Source organism: Oligoflexus tunisiensis (genome assembly GCF_001748245.1).
In the GTDB taxonomy this organism is placed as follows: domain Bacteria; phylum Bdellovibrionota_B; class Oligoflexia; order Oligoflexales; family Oligoflexaceae; genus Oligoflexus; species Oligoflexus tunisiensis.
On record NZ_BDFO01000001.1, the window covers coordinates 4,201,766 to 4,218,410 of the forward strand.

The window sequence follows — 16,645 nt, forward strand, 5'->3', positions numbered from 1 at the left end:
AGAGTTCCTTTGTCATCGGACACGATGGTCATCGACAAAGTGGAGAAAACCTTGAATTTTTGCCAAACGGACATTGGGATGACTGACGAGAGGACATATCGCTGGCGAAGGACAGTCACCCGATTTCTTTCACAAATTAACTAATATGACATAAACATATGTCATAAAATTAAACCTCCTGATATATTTGACGAAGATATCGGTCGTACGTGACTTTGGAATTTATCGAAAGGGAAAAGAAATGGGAAACTCAAGCGAACCCATAACAGGTCCAGATTTCGAGCAAGGTGTTCAAATCTCAACGATACCTGTGAACGGCATATTACTGGGCCATGTTGCTGGTGAAGCCGTCCTGTTGATCCGACGTTCCGAAACATTCCATGCTCTGGGTGCCACGTGCCCTCACTATGGGGCACCTTTGTCACAAGGAATGATCGTGGGTAACGAACTTCGGTGTCCCTGGCATCATGCTGCATTTGACCTCGCAACAGGTCATGCAAGCTGCCCCTCACTGAATCCTCTTTCCTGCTGGACCGTCGAGTTGCGTGACGGGCATGTCTACGTTCGTGGCCGAAAACCTCGAGTTCAAAAGTCGGCTTCTTCGCCACATGTGAATCGGGTTGTTATCGTTGGCGCCGGAGCAGCAGGAAACGCGGCAGCCGAAGAGCTTCGAACTCAAGGATTCAACGGGAGCATTTCCCTGCTATCGGCTGATACGGTTACACCCTACGATCGACCCAATCTTTCGAAAGACTACCTGGCGGGCCGGGCTCCCGAAGAATGGATTCCGCTGCGAAACGAGGAATTTTACCGGGAAGCCGGCATCGACATTCGTTTCGGTGTACGTGCCGTAAGCCTCGACGCCACGAAAAAAATCATAACGACGTCATCAGGCGAAACCTTTGAGTTTGACCGCTGCCTTCTCGCTACGGGAGCCACTCCCCGTCGCCTCAGCGTAAGTGGAAGCCAGCTTCCGCATGTCCATTACCTGAGGACTCTTGAGGACTGCCGCCGCATCATTTCTGCCGCTGGTCAGGCGAAAAATGCCGTTGTCATCGGGTCCGGTTTCATTGGACTTGAAGTGGCCGCTTCCTTGCGTGCCAGAGGAATGAAGGTCTCGGTCGTGAGCATGGATGCCATACCGCTTCAGAGGGTCGTCGGCAAGGAGATCGGATCATTTCTTCAAAAGACCCATGAGGCCAACGGCGTGACGTTTTACCTCAAGCGGAATATTGATCAGATCACCGCCCAGTCCGTAAAACTTGATCAAGGCGAACTTGTTCCCGCCGACCTGGTCGTGGTGGGGATTGGAGTGAGTCCGGATATCGGCCTCGCGGAGAGCGCAGGGCTTCGACTCGGTGGTGGAGGGGTTGAAGTGGATACCTATTTGGAGACAAGCGCATCGGGTGTATTTGCGGCAGGAGACCTGGCATTCTTCCCCGATGCCAGAACCGGGGAGCGCATGCGCATCGAACATTGGGCCGTTGCCGGACGTCAAGGCCAGGCGGCGGCACGTAACTTGCTTGGCCAACGAGCTCCGTACCGAACGGTCCCCTTTTTTTGGACGGCTCAGTACGATACAACACTGGCCTATGTTGGTCATGCACCGGCTTGGGACGAGATTCGGGTCAGCGGAAAAGTCCAGAACAACGATGCAACGGTTGCGTTCCTGTCCCAAGGTGTTGTGCGGGCCGTTGCGACTCTGGGGCGGGATACCGCCAGCCTTGAAGCCGAGGCGGCGCTCGAGTCAGGTGACAACGCTCGCCTCCTGGCCCTCCTCAAAGAGTGAGCTGTTCGATTCGAACGAACGCCTTACGCTTCATGGCTTTGCTTTTGACTCAAGAGAGCAAAGCCAACGGTCGCCAGCGTCTTCACCAGCCCCTCGAACCCGCCGAGCTCCTTGGGCTTTGTGTAAAAGTAAGTCGCCCCGAGCTGATGGGCTTTTATGAGGTCTTCATCCCGGCTGGAGGTGGTCACGATAAAGACGGGAATCGACTTAAGGTCTGAATCCGTCTTGACCTCTTTGAGTACCTCCCGCCCGTCCTTGCGTGGAAGATTCAAGCCCAATACGATCGCATCAGGACGCGGTGAATTCGAGTAGGTACTCCGCCGATGGAGAAAGTCCAACGCCTCAACGCCATCAGGGACCCAATGGACCTTGCCTGGGAATTGCGTTTCCCGGAGGAGAATCGTGAATAACCGTGCATCAGAAATATTATCTTCCACCAAAAGGATTTCGACTTCCTGTTCCACGCTGCCTCCAATTCCGAAAATCAAGTGCTGCTGGCGGCCTCATTGCGCGCTATCCCGTGCTCTCCAGGAAGAATAAAATGGAAACTGGCCCCTTCGCCGGATCTCGACTCCACCCAGATGCGCCCCCTGTGACGCTCAATAATCTTCTTGCAGATGGCAAGTCCGATACCCGTGCCCTGATATTTTGTTCGATCACTATGCAGTCGCTGAAAGACGAGGAAAATTCTTTCGGCATACTCTGGGCTGATGCCGATTCCGTTGTCTTTCACTGAAAACATCCATCCTTCCTGCCGTTCCTCCGCCGTGATCTCGATTTCGAGTTTCTTCTCGCTGCGATACTTGATTGCGTTGCTCAGTAGATTCTGGAATACTTGAACCATTTGCACGGGATCAGCATTCAGCGTCGGAAGCAAGCCTATCCTCAGACTCGCTTCGCTTTCTCTGATCGCTGGCCTTAAATTGGCTTCCGCTTCTGCAGCCACCGCATTGAAATCAACCGGTCGAGTATTCTGCGGGGCCCTGCCCAAGCGTGCGTAGGAAAGCAGGTCTTCGATAAGGGCCTGCATACGCTGCGCTCCTTCACACGCATAATCGATAAACTCTCTTTCCTCATCGTTAAGCTTCGAACGGGCTCGTTTCTCCACGAATTGCAAGTAGGTGGAAACCATCCGGAGTGGTTCCTTGAGATCATGTGACGCAATGAAAGCGAAGTCCTGCAGCTCCGCGTTCGATGCGGCCAATGCTTCCGCCCTCTTGCGCTCACTGATATCGCGGATGAACGAAGTAAACGAATAACTGTCATCAACCTTTATAGGCAATACGGTCAGCTCGACAGGGATTTCCGTCCCGTCTTTTCGCAGAGCGGGAAACTCAAGACGGCGATTCAGAACGGGTCCTTCGCTTGACTTAACAAAATTCTCCAGGCCCCGCCTGTAGGCCTGGTGGTATTTTTCCGGAATAATGGTTTCACAGAGGGATCGGCCCACGGCCTCCTGGCGAGACCAGCCGAATGTCGTCTCGGCCTGCGGATTCCATTCCGTAATGCTGCCCCTGTCATTGATCGCAACAAAAGCATCATGCGCTTTTTCGAGGACGAGTCTGCTTCGCGCCTCGCTTGCTCTCAGCGCCTCTTGGGCATTACGCTTATCCGTCAAATCACGGGTCACTTTGGAGAAGCCGATGATCTGGCCCGCATCATCTCTTACGGTGGTTATCAAGACGTTGGCCCAAAAACGTGTTCCATTTTTCCGGATACGCCAGCCTTCCTCCTCATACGTCCCTGTTCTCGCGGCAATTTCAAGCTCGTGCTTCGTCCTGTACGCATCGTCCTTTGGGTAGAACTTTGAAAAGTGCTGCCCGACGATTTCCTCGGCTTTGTATCCTTTGATCCGTTCCGCCCCCTCGTTCCAGGACATGACGTAGCCCTCGGGGTCGAGCATGAATATGGCATAATCTTTAACACCGGATATCAGGCGCCGGAACCTCAGCTCGCTTTGCCGCAGTTTTTCATCGGCCTGTTTTCGCTCGGTGATATCTCTTGTGATTTTCGCGAATCCGTAAAGCCTGCCGTCCTCATTGTACAGAGCGGTGATAATGACACTTGCCCAAAAAGTTGCGCCATCCTTTCGGACCCGGAGGCCCTCCTCTTCAAAGCGACCTGCCTTGGTCGCGACTTCCAGCTCCTTGTTGGGTTTTCCTGCTCGCTTCATCTCTTCTGGATAAAAAATGGAGAAGTGCTCGCCTATGATTTCATTTTTTGAATAACCCTTGATTCGCTCGGCACCATCATTCCAGCTCAGAACACGGCCAGCGGGGTCCAGCATGAAGATTGCGTAGTCTTTGACTCCCGAAACAAGTATTCGAAAGTGCTCCTCGCTCTTGCGCAGAAGTTCCATGTTGTGGCGGAGTTGCTCATTAAGAGTTGTCAGCTCTTCGTTGGAAGACTCCAGCTCCTCCTTCGCGGTTTCAAGCTCCTGGTTAATCGTTTGCAGTTCTTCGTTACTGGATGTGACCTCCTCGTTGGCTGACTGAAGCTCCTCGAACCCGATATCGCGCTCGTCGATGACGGCTTGAAGGTGTTGCCTCGTGCCTTCCAGTTCCTCGGTCAACCGACGGATTTCCTCCGATTCGCTGACTTGCACGACTTCGGCCCCATCAGTGTCCTTGAACTCGGTTTTTTGAAGCCCGGGCCTGGGTAGCGAGGCTGGCGACTCCTCGAAGATGATAAGAAAGTAGCGCTGTTTTAAGGTTGGAGTTCGCAGTGGAGTGACCCGGACGTTCACATGTTTGAATTCATCACCGGACCTGAAACGGAGTTGATTGCATTTGACGAAGCTTGCCTCTCCTGACTTTGCCTTTTCTATGGCCTGCCGCACGGGTTGCATAAGATCGGGGTGAAGCATCTTGAACAGGTTGAAGCTTGCTCGCCCCGAAGGATCCAGGTAAGCGGCTGTGTGGCCCCGGAACTGAACGATATCGCAGTTTTCCGTAATCACGACGGCCGCCGGACTGAAATTGGCGAGAATAAACCTATCGGTTTCCCTGTGAATATCGTTTTCGCTGTCACGGGCCGGTGGGATGCTGGGTTGAGGTTTGAGGGACTCCACCTTCACGGGGAACTTATGCCCGGGTATCGGTTGATAGGAAAGGCGAAGCGGAATGTCTTTCTTTTGGTAAAACTTATGGGCTTTTTCGATTGGGATGAAATAGTCCGAGAACACATCGACAAGTTCCGACTTCCCTAAAATCAGGAATCCGTTCGGGACTTTCAGGGCATAGTGGAATATCGGCACGACCCTTTCTTGAAGAGCCGGCCCAAAGTAGATGAGCAGGTTTCTGCAACTAATCAGATCCATGCGGGACAAGGGCGGATCGGCGATCACGTTCTGGCGGGCAAAGACACACGTATCGCGGATCTCCTTCTTGATTTGATATCCACCTTGAACGGGGTCAAAGAATTTCTTCAAACGCTCAGGCGAAACAATCGAGGAAATCGTCGTGGGGTAGATACCGGAACGAGCCTTCTCCAACGCTGGCTCGCTGATATCCGTGCCGAAGAATTGCGCGGAGAATGAATGGTGATATTTCTCGTTGAATTCAGCCAACCGGATGGCCAGTGAGTACACTTCTTCACCGGACGAGCAGCCAGGGACCCAGACTCGAAGTGAGTCTTCTGCCCCGCGGCCCTCGGTTATCTTCGGAATGATCAAGGCTTCGAGCGCGTCGAACATCTCCGGATCGCGAAAGAAACTCGTCACATTGATGAGGATGTCACCGTAGAGGGCCTCCAATTCGTCCGGGCGGGTTTTCACAAACGCAAGGTACTCGACCAGGGTTTTAAGTTTGGAGGAGGTCACGCGCTTTCTTACACGACGTGACACCGTCGTTTCCTTGTAGTCAGCAAAATCAACGCCGAAACTGGTCTTGAGCTGGGAAAGAATCTCCTTCAAGGCGGCGCGATCTTCGTCGCCGGTCCGAACGGTCGAGTTTTCCTCCATGGAAGCGATGCGAGCAAGCTCGGCTGCAATATTGGAGGGGGACAGGATATGATCGACGTGACCCGCAGAAATCGCGCTCTTTGGCATTCCGGAGTGCCTGGCTGATTGCCCGTCCTGCGCAATCGCGATGCCTCCTGCCATCTTGATGTCTTGAAGACCAATCGTTCCATCGTTCCCGGTCCCGGAAAGAACGATGCCTATGGCCTTCGACTCATAAGCCTGAGCCAGCGAACAGAAGAGGGTGTCAACGGGCAAATGAATGCGACGGGTCAGGGTTCTGGGCACAAGCCGGAGGATACCGTCCTCAACGACCAGGTCCTGATCCGCTGGAGCTGTATAAGCGTGGTCGCGTCGTATCCTTTGGCCATCTTTTGCGAGCTCGATCGGCACTGTGCTTATGGGTTGGAGTATTTCAGAAAGCATAGCTGCATGACGGGGATCCGAGTGTTGAACGACAATAAAAGCCATTCCCGCATCTGGTGGCAGGGACGCGAACAGCTCTCTTAAAGCCTCCAGGCCGCCAGCCGAGGCCCCTATGCCTATAACCAGGCTTGGGCAGCCTGATTCGTTGCTGTCGTCATTGCCTTGAGTATCCATTGGAAACTTCAATCCTCTCGAATCACCCGTGGCAGCTCGACGGCCAGGAACATCCTGACCGCATCTTCAAGACCAGCAAGGCTGCTTGGTTTCGTGATGAATGAAACTGCGTCAAGCGAATAGCCCTTCAAAATATCTTCGTGGGCATTGGATGTCGTGAGGATAAAGACAGGCATGCGCCTTAGACGTGGGTGCTTTCGCATCTCAGTCAGAACATCAAATCCGCTCTTCTTGGGCAAATTGATATCGAGAATGACGGCGCTTGGCGTGACTGCGCCGGAATACTCGCCGCGCTGTAAGAGAAAATCTATCGCTGCTTCGCCATCTGAAGCGACATGCACATCCAGCGAGAAAGCATTCGTACCAAACTCGCGCAGCAGAGTCTGAATGAGTCTCGCGTCTCCCCTGTTGTCTTCGACGAGCAGAATGCAGACTGTCCGTCTGCCATCCGGTCCGGGATGCGTCTTCTCCTTGACCAACCGAGAATCCACGTCCCTACTCCTCACACTCCGGCAATCCAGCACTTCGGTTGCGTGACTGGGGCTCCCTCTTTTAGGAGGATCAAAATTTGATCAGCGGGAGCCCGTCTTGAGGCCAATGTATAGTTTCTGTATACATACGTCAACGCCGTTGGGCGCTAAGGAATAAGGAAAACGCTGACTTCCAACTGCTCGTTCACGAAGCACAGGGAATGGGGCGGTGGCGTCCCCAGTCATACAGTAGAATCTACACAATTTCTGATTAATTTTCGCAAAGAGAAAACCCTGGAGGTTATTCATGACTCATACTGCTCCACTCCAGATCGAACGCAGATCTGGAAAACGAACGCCTGGTCATTACGATTTGTCAGGCTGTTTGAAAACTGCTGATACGCAAACCCTTGTAAGATCGATTCTCGTTGATATTTCCACGATCGGGATAGGGATCAGGAGTCTGGACTATCTTCAGCCAGAGTCCACCGTCCTGATTTCTCTCAAGGAAGAGTAAGTATACTTTCGGGTTGCATGGGCCAAGGCTGATTCTGCGAACCAATCTCTGTGGCACATTGGTCTTTTGACTGAAGATCCGTCGATGGATTTAAGTTCATGGTTTGAGCGTCACGGCATCGTTGTAAGCCAAAAGAAGGCAAAACCTGAAGAGCACAGTGGTTCATTGTCTGAGGTTACCTGGTCCGATCTTCGACCTCTCATTGCCATGGCCCGTATCAATGAAGCCAGTTTCTCACAGCAGCCAGGCATGGAAAAGCTCATGACAGACAGGAGAGCTTACCCCATCAACTTCAACGGAATTTCCTTGATGGCTTTATTGCCAAGGGACTTGAAGCCTCTACGGATCAATGAAATAACGGACAGCGAGGCCGAGTCGAAAATCAAAATTCTAAGAAGAGTACGAACCGGCCTGGGAGATAGCCGATGGGTCTTGATTTGGCCTCATTCCGGTTTGTAGATCAGCGGAGTCCATGGAAACGCGTTGCACCTAAGCCATGCTGGCAATTCCAGCCTTCCATAATTTGAGCAATGTGGGCAATTCCGGCTTCTCCTCCAGCACGGGCGGCTCGTCTTGCTTTTTTCGCAAGGCTTGCTGATAAGGTTTATTTATTGCAAGTGGAACCTGTCGTGTGAAGGCTTTAGAGTGCAGGTCGAAATGAACAAATGCTGTCGAGAATGGGTCCTTCATGTCATGCCCACAACAATGCCGTCTTCGGAACAAGGATTCGAAGAAGAGCACTCATGCCCATTCTGTAAGCGGCAATACGTGATTTCATTCACTGCCCTGGGACGGCCCAATACAGAGCACTTTCAAAGGGTTCCCATCACAATCCGGCCCGGATCAAGACGGGGAAACCGTCCTGGTTATTATGGTGCTGATCACTGAGCCAGGGTCGGACTGGGATGTACAGGAATTCCACCGACTGCGGTCCGCGCAGATGAGCATTATTCTCCCTGCTACCATATAGCTGCATGAGTCTGCCTGACGTTTTCTGCTAGTCATTTGCCCTAGTCCTCCGATAAGGAAATGACCGACAGTAATGATCCGGAGTTGACTTTGATATTAGGCAAGACGCTTGAGAAAAACCTGAAGCGTTTCCCTTTCCTAGCCGGGATATCCTTGCTGGCAGTTTCCTCGACAAGATGCGCTTCCCTGAATAAGATGGAGTATCTTCAGAGCTATGTCGGTCCCTACTATTCGAGGGCATAAAGCAATGAGGGGAGCCGAGAGCTCTGTTCTTGGGCGACTGCCGCTTATGCACAGAGACATGAGTGCCATCAATCTTCAGCTGGGTCCGGTCATTGGTGGAGTAGTCGGGCGTCATGAGGAAAACGGCCAGAGGGGTCGGCAGGCTTCCAAGTGAGGGTTTGGGATCGCCGAATTTTCAGCCGTTAGACGGCGATTTGCAAACCAAGGAGAAAAAATTACACATGCGATCATCAAAGCGAACCTACGTCACTTTTTCGAGTTCAGTCCTTGCTCTCCAACAACTCGAAGCAACATTGCTGCCCAAACAGCCATATAGCCGATAGGATCGTTGCCCTCTTTCATAAGAGATTCCATTTGCTGCCAATCATCTTCGAGGGAGCCTAGAGTTAAATCCTTCGGTGAGACAATTGGATCATAAAGCTCTTCGTGCTGGATGAACCAATACAGATCATTATCAGTCTCAATCGTAGGCCCATAGAGTTCCTTCTGAGCATCGAGAATTTTTCCAATAGCGTTCTTCAACAATTCGATATCGATTTTCATGGTTCAAATCGTCCTAATTTATTTCATACGAACCTTCCCCACCCCCGCCGCTCAGCCCATCCGCCAGTGCTGATTGGGCGACCTATCCCCAGTCTAAACAGTTTTAGCCTCCCCGGAAAGCGCAAGACGTCACCGTTGTCTTCCATTCATTTTCAACGTGGACGATGACGTGACGATCGCAACACAGGCCAGGTTTCTGCAGACCAACCTTGATGCAACCAGGTTCTGCACCGATGAGCCTGGCTCCAAGCAAGACATCACCCTGAAATTACGAATCCAGAGAAACAGAGAAGTTGACGAATCGACCCGGTTTATTGCAGCTGATGGGCGCCCTCAATCGCTCCCCTGCACCCAGCAGCTTATTAGGTCAATGCGTTTCCCGGTTCCGAAAATTTCTGACGTTCCCCCTTTGACCGTCTTTGGGTCCACATCGGGCAAGGCCTGCTCATGATCGATACACGCCCTGCCTAACTATGATTTTTCAGGGAATATCGGGGAAATGGTCGCCTACCTCAGGTTCTATGCGGTTGATATCTTAAGATTTTCGTCACCAGGAACGAGGCCTCGGGATTCTGTCTAAAAAGTGATGATTCGCTAGAATATTGACACCCACTGCATGCGTATAAACCGTCCATCCAGACCCGACACCCGATTCTTACGGATGGTCCAACTTTTAACGACCTGGTATTCAATAAGAAACTCTCCAGGCTCAAAAGTCGAGTGGCATCCTACGGATTTCTCTTCATCTGGTACGTGTCTTGCTGAATCCTTCGGATATCACCTTTCTTAGCCTCTCAAAAGTAAGTGGAAAAGGAGACTCTTGATGCGTTTGATTACGGTTGTTGTGCTTTCTGCCATTGCCGGGATATCTTGCCAAAAAAATAGTGCAGAGAAAGACGATTTTCAGTCGACAAAACTTTCCGTTGGCGTTGAAGAGGTTGAATCCTCTTTAAGTCTGAACAAATATGGCCAGGGTTCACCCGGTTATGTTACCAAAGCTGACCTCTGGTGTAATGATAAGCTCAAAGCCAGCCTGGATTTCAGTGCAGACGAGCAGTCCGTTGAACTTTATTCTTCGCTTGAAAACTGCGAACTTCGCTTGACGGAGTTCGTTTACGGCAAAACCTATAAGATTGCTAGTTTGTTCAGCGAGGGTATCCACGAATTTGAAGTGAGAGACCCCGCCAATAACAGGCTGATCGATAAGAAACTCGTACGCTCCATTCAACCAATCGGAGAAGGCAGCAGCCAAGGCAAGGGAAAATGCGAGGATGACTGCGAATTTAGAGAAATACATGTCACATTCCTCCACAGCGTACTGGATATCAAGAACGAGATTCTCGTCAACGATATCAATGTAAACGAACTGTATGCGCATCTGGAGAAAGAAGCTGCTCCAACTTGCGCTTCCCTCAGCGCACGCTTTGTTGAAAGCGGTGACCTTATAACCCCACCGTCTCTGGAAATCGTCCTGAAGAACTGTACCAACACCATCGGTACAGGCGACCTGGAATTTGGTTTCGGGCCTGTCGTTCTCAATAATGGCAAGCTCCCCAACGCGATTAATATCACGGATGTCATGACTGCTATTGATGACTTCCCTATCGTTCCTGCCAAGAACGGTAACGACTACACCATTAGTCTTACCTTTGACCAGCTGCAGGCTCTGTTCAACAGTCCGGATATCAGCACGATTGATATTCTGACCTTTGACTTCGCGGTTGCCATTCGAAACAAGCAAGGAATTTCCGGGCTCGTCTATCTGATCGACAATCAGTGCGAAGTGAAAAGCTCAAAACCCTGAGCGTGTTTGCAAAGGCGGCTGCGGGGCCGCCTTCCTCTTGCCTTAGGGCTTCCCCAACGATCCAGAACTCGGTTGAGAGTAAAAAGCCAGCTTTAGCAGATACAAGAATTTGGATCTATTCAAAATAATCCAAAAAAATTATACTTGTTTATAGGCTATTTGATTGACATCAAATCTGGATTCATCATGTTCATCCTCGTATTTTTATTCCTGATTCTTGCTGAATTAACGGCCTATGCTGCCGCTAAGGAGCCGCTGGGTGTCCTCCTTACCTTTCGCGGCGAAGTCGCTGTCCTGAGAAACCCCGTCAAGCAAAAATCTCCGGAATTCGATCATCGGGTGAACTCAAAAGTCCACCAGGTTTCGTTCTATCAAGGTTGGTACTGGGAGGCCTATCCTGCCACGCAGCAGTTTCCGCTTCAATATGGTGACCTGATGAGTACCGGGGCGAATGCATCAGCACAAATCAGGATTCAATCCTTTCATGAGATCACTCTCTCGGAAAAATCGGTGATTCAGCTCGTGCCCAATTTCATGCAGCTGCTCCAGACCCAGGCTGCCTATCCCTCAGTCCATATCATAGCTGGGAAAATGCGGATCAAAGTCAATCCTGGTCTGAATTTTAACGGCTTTACCGTCCGCTCATCTTCCCTGGAAACGGACCTTAAGAGAGCGGATCTCCTCTTTGCTGTGAAAGGGAAAATGAGCCAGGCGCTGAACCTTGATGCCAACATCTCCATGCGCCGGGTCTCAAAAGAAAGTCAGCAGTTGTACTCGCAGTCGCTTGAGCAATACCGGAATCGAAACTACCGGGAACTGAGCCGGCTGACAACCTTGCGTCGTATGCAAACGGAAGAGATGCCTATCGAGCTCGCAGCTGGTCAAAAAACCGAAGCCTGGGAAGCCGTGACCCCGCAGGATCGGGCTAATTTGATTCGTTTGCTGGGAGTTGAAAAGACCAAAGACTATTTGGAAACGGCGGCACGTTTTGAAGCGACTCCAGCCCGCGAGGAGGAATTGGACTTCTTTGCCGACCTGTTGCCCGATATCGAAGCCATCATGGAAAAGATGGATTTTGCCAATATCACGGACGGCGAAATCGAGGAGGGTTTCTATCTGGAGTCGGAACGCAAACTCATGGAGGAAAACTGGAAGCAGGAAACGCCTCAGGTTACTCAGGAGGACCCACTTGACAACGTTTTTTCCATTCGCCTTGGATACGCTGATATCCACAATGCATTCAATGAAAAATATTCCTTCAAAGGCCGATCCGTGGCGCTTGAGCTGGAAATCCGGCCCTGGACCTATATGTATTCGTATCTCGCCATTTCCAGTGGCGTTGCAGATACGAAAAATATGGCTAACTTCCTGGGGCAGGGTCCGCCGCAACCCCTGAATTCATATTCTCATCTCGCCCTCGGTTTGGGGGGACGCGTGGTCCTTTGGAAGCGGCTGGCTCTGTCGCTCGGTGGCGGCCTGATAAACATTCAGAAGTTATCCATTCAGTACGAAGACCTGCCAAGCAATGTCAATCGAACTTATACAATCGCCCTGGATCCTATTCCCATTGCAGAACTGGGGATGGCTGTGAACTTTGCAGGGGGCCTGGAGCTCTTTCTTCGCTATGGCCTGGGCTCAAGTTTTGCCAGTGTGGAGGCCAAGGACATAGCCGAAGATTATAAATCAACAGGTTCCTTTTCTTATGGAACTATCGGTCTGGGTTGGAATACCCGATAGCGGGGCGTGATCGACCCTGATGACCGATGTCCCCCTGCATGGGGACGGCTCCAGGTTGAATCTCAGGATGCCTGATCTTGCCTCCTTGCGCTTCAATTATTACACAGTTCTCAGACCGCCCCAAATTGATGTTAATGAACAGGAGTGAAGAGTAGCTCGGGATGCTTGATCAGAAGTCCGCTACCTGCCTTAACGCCCAATCCATCCGGACGCTCCCGAGCGACCAGGGAGAAGCCCGAATCCAGTCGAATCGGGTCCAGGCGCATGAGCAGAAACATGCCCTGCATCCGCTCCGCTGTGCCGCTTTCAAACCGTTCGACATCAGCCTCACAGCCTGCTTGATCCAGTTCCATCACATCGTTCATGCTATCCGGGATCCAGGTCTTGCGGCAAATGCCATGCTCATTCAAAAAGCTCGCGTCGTCGGTATTCAAATAGACTTGGACCTTTGACACCCGAGGCTTCTCATAAGCGTCGTACACGATATAGCTCGCCCCCGTTTCGTCGGGAGCCGACCTGTAGGCTATGCTCACGGTCGCCGCCTGCCCATGCATATGATCGGGATCGACGCAGCCGGAATCTTTAAAGTAAGTGATTTCACGGGACAGCGCCGTTCCCTCGAAAATCAGGCGTGTTTTCTTGTAAGTCGGACGATTGAATGGTTCCTCATCGAACGGCGAAGGCTCCATCAGGCATCCGCTCTCATATCGGCCACTCTTGAGATACCACTGGGGTAGCGGCGATCCCAAGGACCATATTCCTAAATCAAGAGGCTCAGGACTGGGCTTATATTGGGAATCGGGCGACTTCTCACCACAAGACCAGACCAAACTTTGTAGCAATATCAGACCAGCCAGCGCCTTTTTCGTCATATCCATGCTCTCCCCTCTCAGCTTCAAAACGCTTTTCTAAGGCGCAAAGCCACCCCTGTCAAGGGAGGCTTAATTCCTGGTGGTGCAGAGCCACTGTACTCTGCTGCATCTATTTCATGCCATTTAGGACAACTCATCTTAGATATAGAGCACCACCTGCAATATTCTCCGCCCGGCCGCGTCTGACCCTCGCGGCATTGTGCCCGTTGAGATTGTCATTTTATTTGAGGCCTCATGATGACAAAGAACATAGTAAACATGCCCTTGGCCGTTATTGCCGTCATGGCGGCCTTCATGACCGTAACCGCATGTAATCACAAGAAAAAGTCCAAGCGCCCGATTATCGTAAGTCCCAGCGGTGACGTGAGAGGTGGCGTTGATATCGTCCAGACTCTTGCGCTGACGCCAGCGGCAGACTCCCGCTTCAAGCAGAACTTCGTTTACCAGTCCGATCGCAAGCCTGTCCGCGTGACCATCGAGCAGGCCTATCTTGTGGACGTGACCAAAGCCGCTTGTGACGATGGTATTTGCACCATCGAGTATAAGCAAAAAGAGAAGACCGATTCGAGTCCTGCAGCGATCTTATATCATCTGGAAGATGAACAGGGCGAGGCCTGGACTCAGGGCCGTATTTTCCTCAAAGGTCAACAGCCTAAAATTCCCGCGAATTTCGCGTTTACCCCCCGCTTCAAAGAGACTGTTAAAATCAGCTTTCCCATCGCGGATCAATATGGAGCTGCACTCGAGAAGGCTCCGGAGCTCACAGCCCTCTATGGCGAAGGTGGTAATATCGTTAAAGCCAGCTGCACAACCACAGCCTGCGAGATTGAATACTTCTACAAGCAGCAAATTTATAACCCGGCCGTCAGCTTTAAATTCAGCATCCCTGAGATGGTCATGCCTTCCGACCGGATTTCGGCGACTCCAGAAGTCGTTAAATATCTTCCTTCAAAAAAGGCCACCTTTGATGGCCAGACTTCAGCATCCCTCATACAAGGCATCGACTACATCTCATCGTGGAATCGACCTGCAAGTTACATTAAGGTCGAGGCTACGACGGGCATGGCCCATCCTGTCTTTCAATGCTCTGAAACAGGTTGCCTGGCGAACAATGTTCAATTCGATCTGACTAAGCCAGTCTCCATGATCTATCGCGTCGGCGCCGTGCAGGAAACAGGTCGCGTCGAATGGCACGTGATAACGCCGCAGATTACGCCTTTTGCGAAGGAAGCGGTTGTCAGCAACAACGTTTATACGGATATCGTTTTTGTTCCTGGCACCGATTACATAAGCGCAGGCGATATCCCTGCGACGACCGTCGAGATTGATCGCTCGCGTTACATCCCGGATCTCTCGTTTGGCCCGAAAAGTTGTGACGCTGCTGGTACTTGTAAACTATCCGTGTATTACTCGGGCGCCCAACCTTTTGTTATGCTCAACTATACGCTTCATTCGGGAACCTATCAGAGTCCCCAGCAGAGCCTTAAAGTTGTCCCGCACACCGCCAATACCGAGAGAGACCTCGAGGTTTGGGACGACCGGACAGGTCCTTTTACGCTGGAGCTGAAACCCGGTCGCGACTATCAGACTGCGGACGGTTCCAAGGTGACCTCGGTTGTCATCATGGACAGCGCGTATGGTCTGAAGTTTACTGAGGCTCCTGTTCTTGATGACAACACCCGGTCGCAGGCCTTTGTCTGCGACGAAGAAGGTGTATGCCGTGCAACTGTAACCAGGACCCATGATTTCACCAGCGAGGTTCCCCTTCGCTTGAAACTGGTGACCCCGACATCCCAGGGAGCCATTCTCCAAAAGAAAGTCGTCTTCAAGCGCGATGCGATCGCGTTCACAGATGCCAATGAACGTATCAGCCGCTTTGGTGAGGAAGTGAACGCCTCGGTTGATAGTTTCTCCGTGCGCCTGGATCGTGGACAGGACTATGATTCCCAATTTCCAGCCCAAACCCTGGACGTTACGATCAACGCCAGCTCTGGAGTGTCTTTGGCGAATGGCAATACAATCAACTGCGATGCCCAGGGCAGCTGCGTCGTGGAAGGCCGTTTCACCACAGACGTTGGTTATGTGGACCTTGGCCTTGTCCTCAAAAATTCTTACGGTGCAAGCCCCAAGAAAACCCTGCGCCTGATTCGCGAAAAGTTTGCTCCATTCAAGCCTAACCTTACCCGATACGCTCTGCAGGAGACCGGCTCGAGCCAGTTCGAAGTCGTTATCGCCCGAGGTGATGCCCGCGGTTACAATGCGGACGAGGACGCAAGCAAGATGCGTGTTTCCGCTGTCAAAGGGTTCTTCGTGGACGACCCACAGGCAACCGACTTTACGGTGGCCTGTGAAGAAGGCGCCTGCCGATTGAAAATCAAGGCCACTTCCTTCCGCGATACATTCACTTATCGCATGATTGATTCTGATGGCAAGGAAAGCATCCCATCCAGAGTCATTTTGGAATACCCGAAACTTTTGGCCATTGATAGCAAGATTCAAGTCCCTGCTGAGATGAAGGAAATCAACTTTGAGCTTCCGGCCACGAGCGATGAGAAATACACTTTTGAGACGGCTGACGGTGTCACGCTGGAAACAAAGGATTTCAACTGGGTATATGATACCATTGCGGTCAAGGCTCAGTTGCAGCAGGCTTTGGTCGCCGGCCAGGAGCTGACAATCAGGTATCAAATCCAGCTGGATGACAAAGTCTCGAACAAGGGTCAGCTGACGCTGCAGGCCATTCCAAGTTTGAGCCTTAAGAAGGATCTTACCGTACGTGCTGTCCCTGTAACTGGCGCACCAGAGACCTTCACTGTGGTGTTGAAGTACAGTGAACATTTCAATCAGCTTCCAGCTGGAACCGACCCCGGCACCTATTTCAGCTATTTGTATAATGCACGCAACTTATTTGACGTGAAGCTCGACACGGCAAGCGTCCTGCAAACGAAGCCTGTGAGCTGTGACAATTACAAGCTCCAATGTGTCTATTCCTTCGCCAAGTCGGCAGCCGGTCCCCTGCCTGCAGTCAAGGCCGAGCTGAAAGGTGGAACCGCGGAACGAGTGAGCCGTCCCGTTCTGCCAGGCGTGTTTACGATTCAGTTCGATTGATCGTCCGCTGGCGGAGCGATCCGCCAGCCGCGAAT

The 16,645-nt window shown here is 51.6% G+C and carries 11 protein-coding genes; 5 read left to right on the forward strand and 6 right to left on the reverse strand.

From position 1 onward, the window contains the following. Nucleotides 1-241: 241 nt before the first annotated feature. Complete coding sequence (locus OLTU_RS17400) at nt 242-1,789, forward strand: FAD-dependent oxidoreductase (protein ID WP_141734033.1); 1,548 nt, start codon at nt 242-244, stop codon at nt 1,787-1,789. Between the two features lie 23 nt (nt 1,790-1,812). On the opposite strand, the gene OLTU_RS17405 is transcribed toward OLTU_RS17400, so the two are convergent. Genes OLTU_RS17405 through OLTU_RS17415 form a run of 3 tightly spaced genes read right to left on the reverse strand, consistent with a single transcriptional unit; the run spans nt 1,813 to nt 6,838 of the window. Further along, nucleotides 1,813-2,253, reverse strand: a complete 441-nt coding sequence (locus OLTU_RS17405) for a response regulator (protein ID WP_218110095.1) — start codon at nt 2,251-2,253, stop codon at nt 1,813-1,815. Nucleotides 2,254-2,273: 20 nt separating this feature from the next. After that, nucleotides 2,274-6,347 carry a PAS domain S-box protein gene (locus OLTU_RS17410; RefSeq protein WP_141734034.1) on the reverse strand — a complete coding sequence of 1,358 codons (4,074 nt, stop codon included), beginning with the start codon at nt 6,345-6,347 and terminating at the stop codon, nt 2,274-2,276. An 8-nt stretch (nt 6,348-6,355) separates the two neighbouring features. Beyond that, nucleotides 6,356-6,838, reverse strand: coding sequence for a response regulator (locus OLTU_RS17415; protein WP_176736721.1), 483 nt, complete (start codon nt 6,836-6,838; stop codon nt 6,356-6,358). Nucleotides 6,839-7,400: 562 nt separating this feature from the next. Here OLTU_RS17415 and OLTU_RS17420 point away from each other — a divergent pair. Next, nucleotides 7,401-7,793 carry a hypothetical protein gene (locus tag OLTU_RS17420; protein WP_218110096.1) on the forward strand — a complete coding sequence of 131 codons (393 nt, stop codon included), beginning with the start codon at nt 7,401-7,403 and terminating at the stop codon, nt 7,791-7,793. Between the two features lie 30 nt (nt 7,794-7,823). On the opposite strand, the gene OLTU_RS17425 is transcribed toward OLTU_RS17420, so the two are convergent. Both OLTU_RS17425 and OLTU_RS17430 read right to left on the reverse strand, forming a co-directional pair. After that, nucleotides 7,824-8,024 carry a hypothetical protein gene (locus OLTU_RS17425; RefSeq protein ID WP_141734037.1) on the reverse strand — a complete coding sequence of 67 codons (201 nt, stop codon included), beginning with the start codon at nt 8,022-8,024 and terminating at the stop codon, nt 7,824-7,826. A gap of 768 nt (nt 8,025-8,792) precedes the next feature. Further along, on the reverse strand, nt 8,793-9,089 hold the full coding sequence (locus OLTU_RS17430; protein WP_141734038.1) for a hypothetical protein: 297 nt from the start codon (nt 9,087-9,089) through the stop codon (nt 8,793-8,795). A gap of 823 nt (nt 9,090-9,912) precedes the next feature. Between OLTU_RS17430 and OLTU_RS17435 the strand changes: the two genes are divergently transcribed. Both OLTU_RS17435 and OLTU_RS17440 read left to right on the forward strand, forming a co-directional pair. Beyond that, nucleotides 9,913-10,893, forward strand: coding sequence for a hypothetical protein (locus tag OLTU_RS17435; RefSeq protein ID WP_141734039.1), 981 nt, complete (start codon nt 9,913-9,915; stop codon nt 10,891-10,893). A gap of 186 nt (nt 10,894-11,079) precedes the next feature. Next, nucleotides 11,080-12,630 carry a FecR family protein gene (locus tag OLTU_RS17440; RefSeq protein ID WP_141734040.1) on the forward strand — a complete coding sequence of 517 codons (1,551 nt, stop codon included), beginning with the start codon at nt 11,080-11,082 and terminating at the stop codon, nt 12,628-12,630. 131 nt (nt 12,631-12,761) lie between these two features. On the opposite strand, the gene OLTU_RS17445 is transcribed toward OLTU_RS17440, so the two are convergent. Then, a complete protein-coding gene (locus OLTU_RS17445; protein ID WP_141734041.1) occupies nt 12,762-13,508 on the reverse strand; it encodes a hypothetical protein in 747 nt (248 codons plus the stop codon). 252 nt (nt 13,509-13,760) lie between these two features. Between OLTU_RS17445 and OLTU_RS17450 the strand changes: the two genes are divergently transcribed. Then, a complete protein-coding gene (locus OLTU_RS17450; RefSeq protein ID WP_218110097.1) occupies nt 13,761-16,610 on the forward strand; it encodes a hypothetical protein in 2,850 nt (949 codons plus the stop codon). Nucleotides 16,611-16,645: the final 35 nt, after the last annotated feature.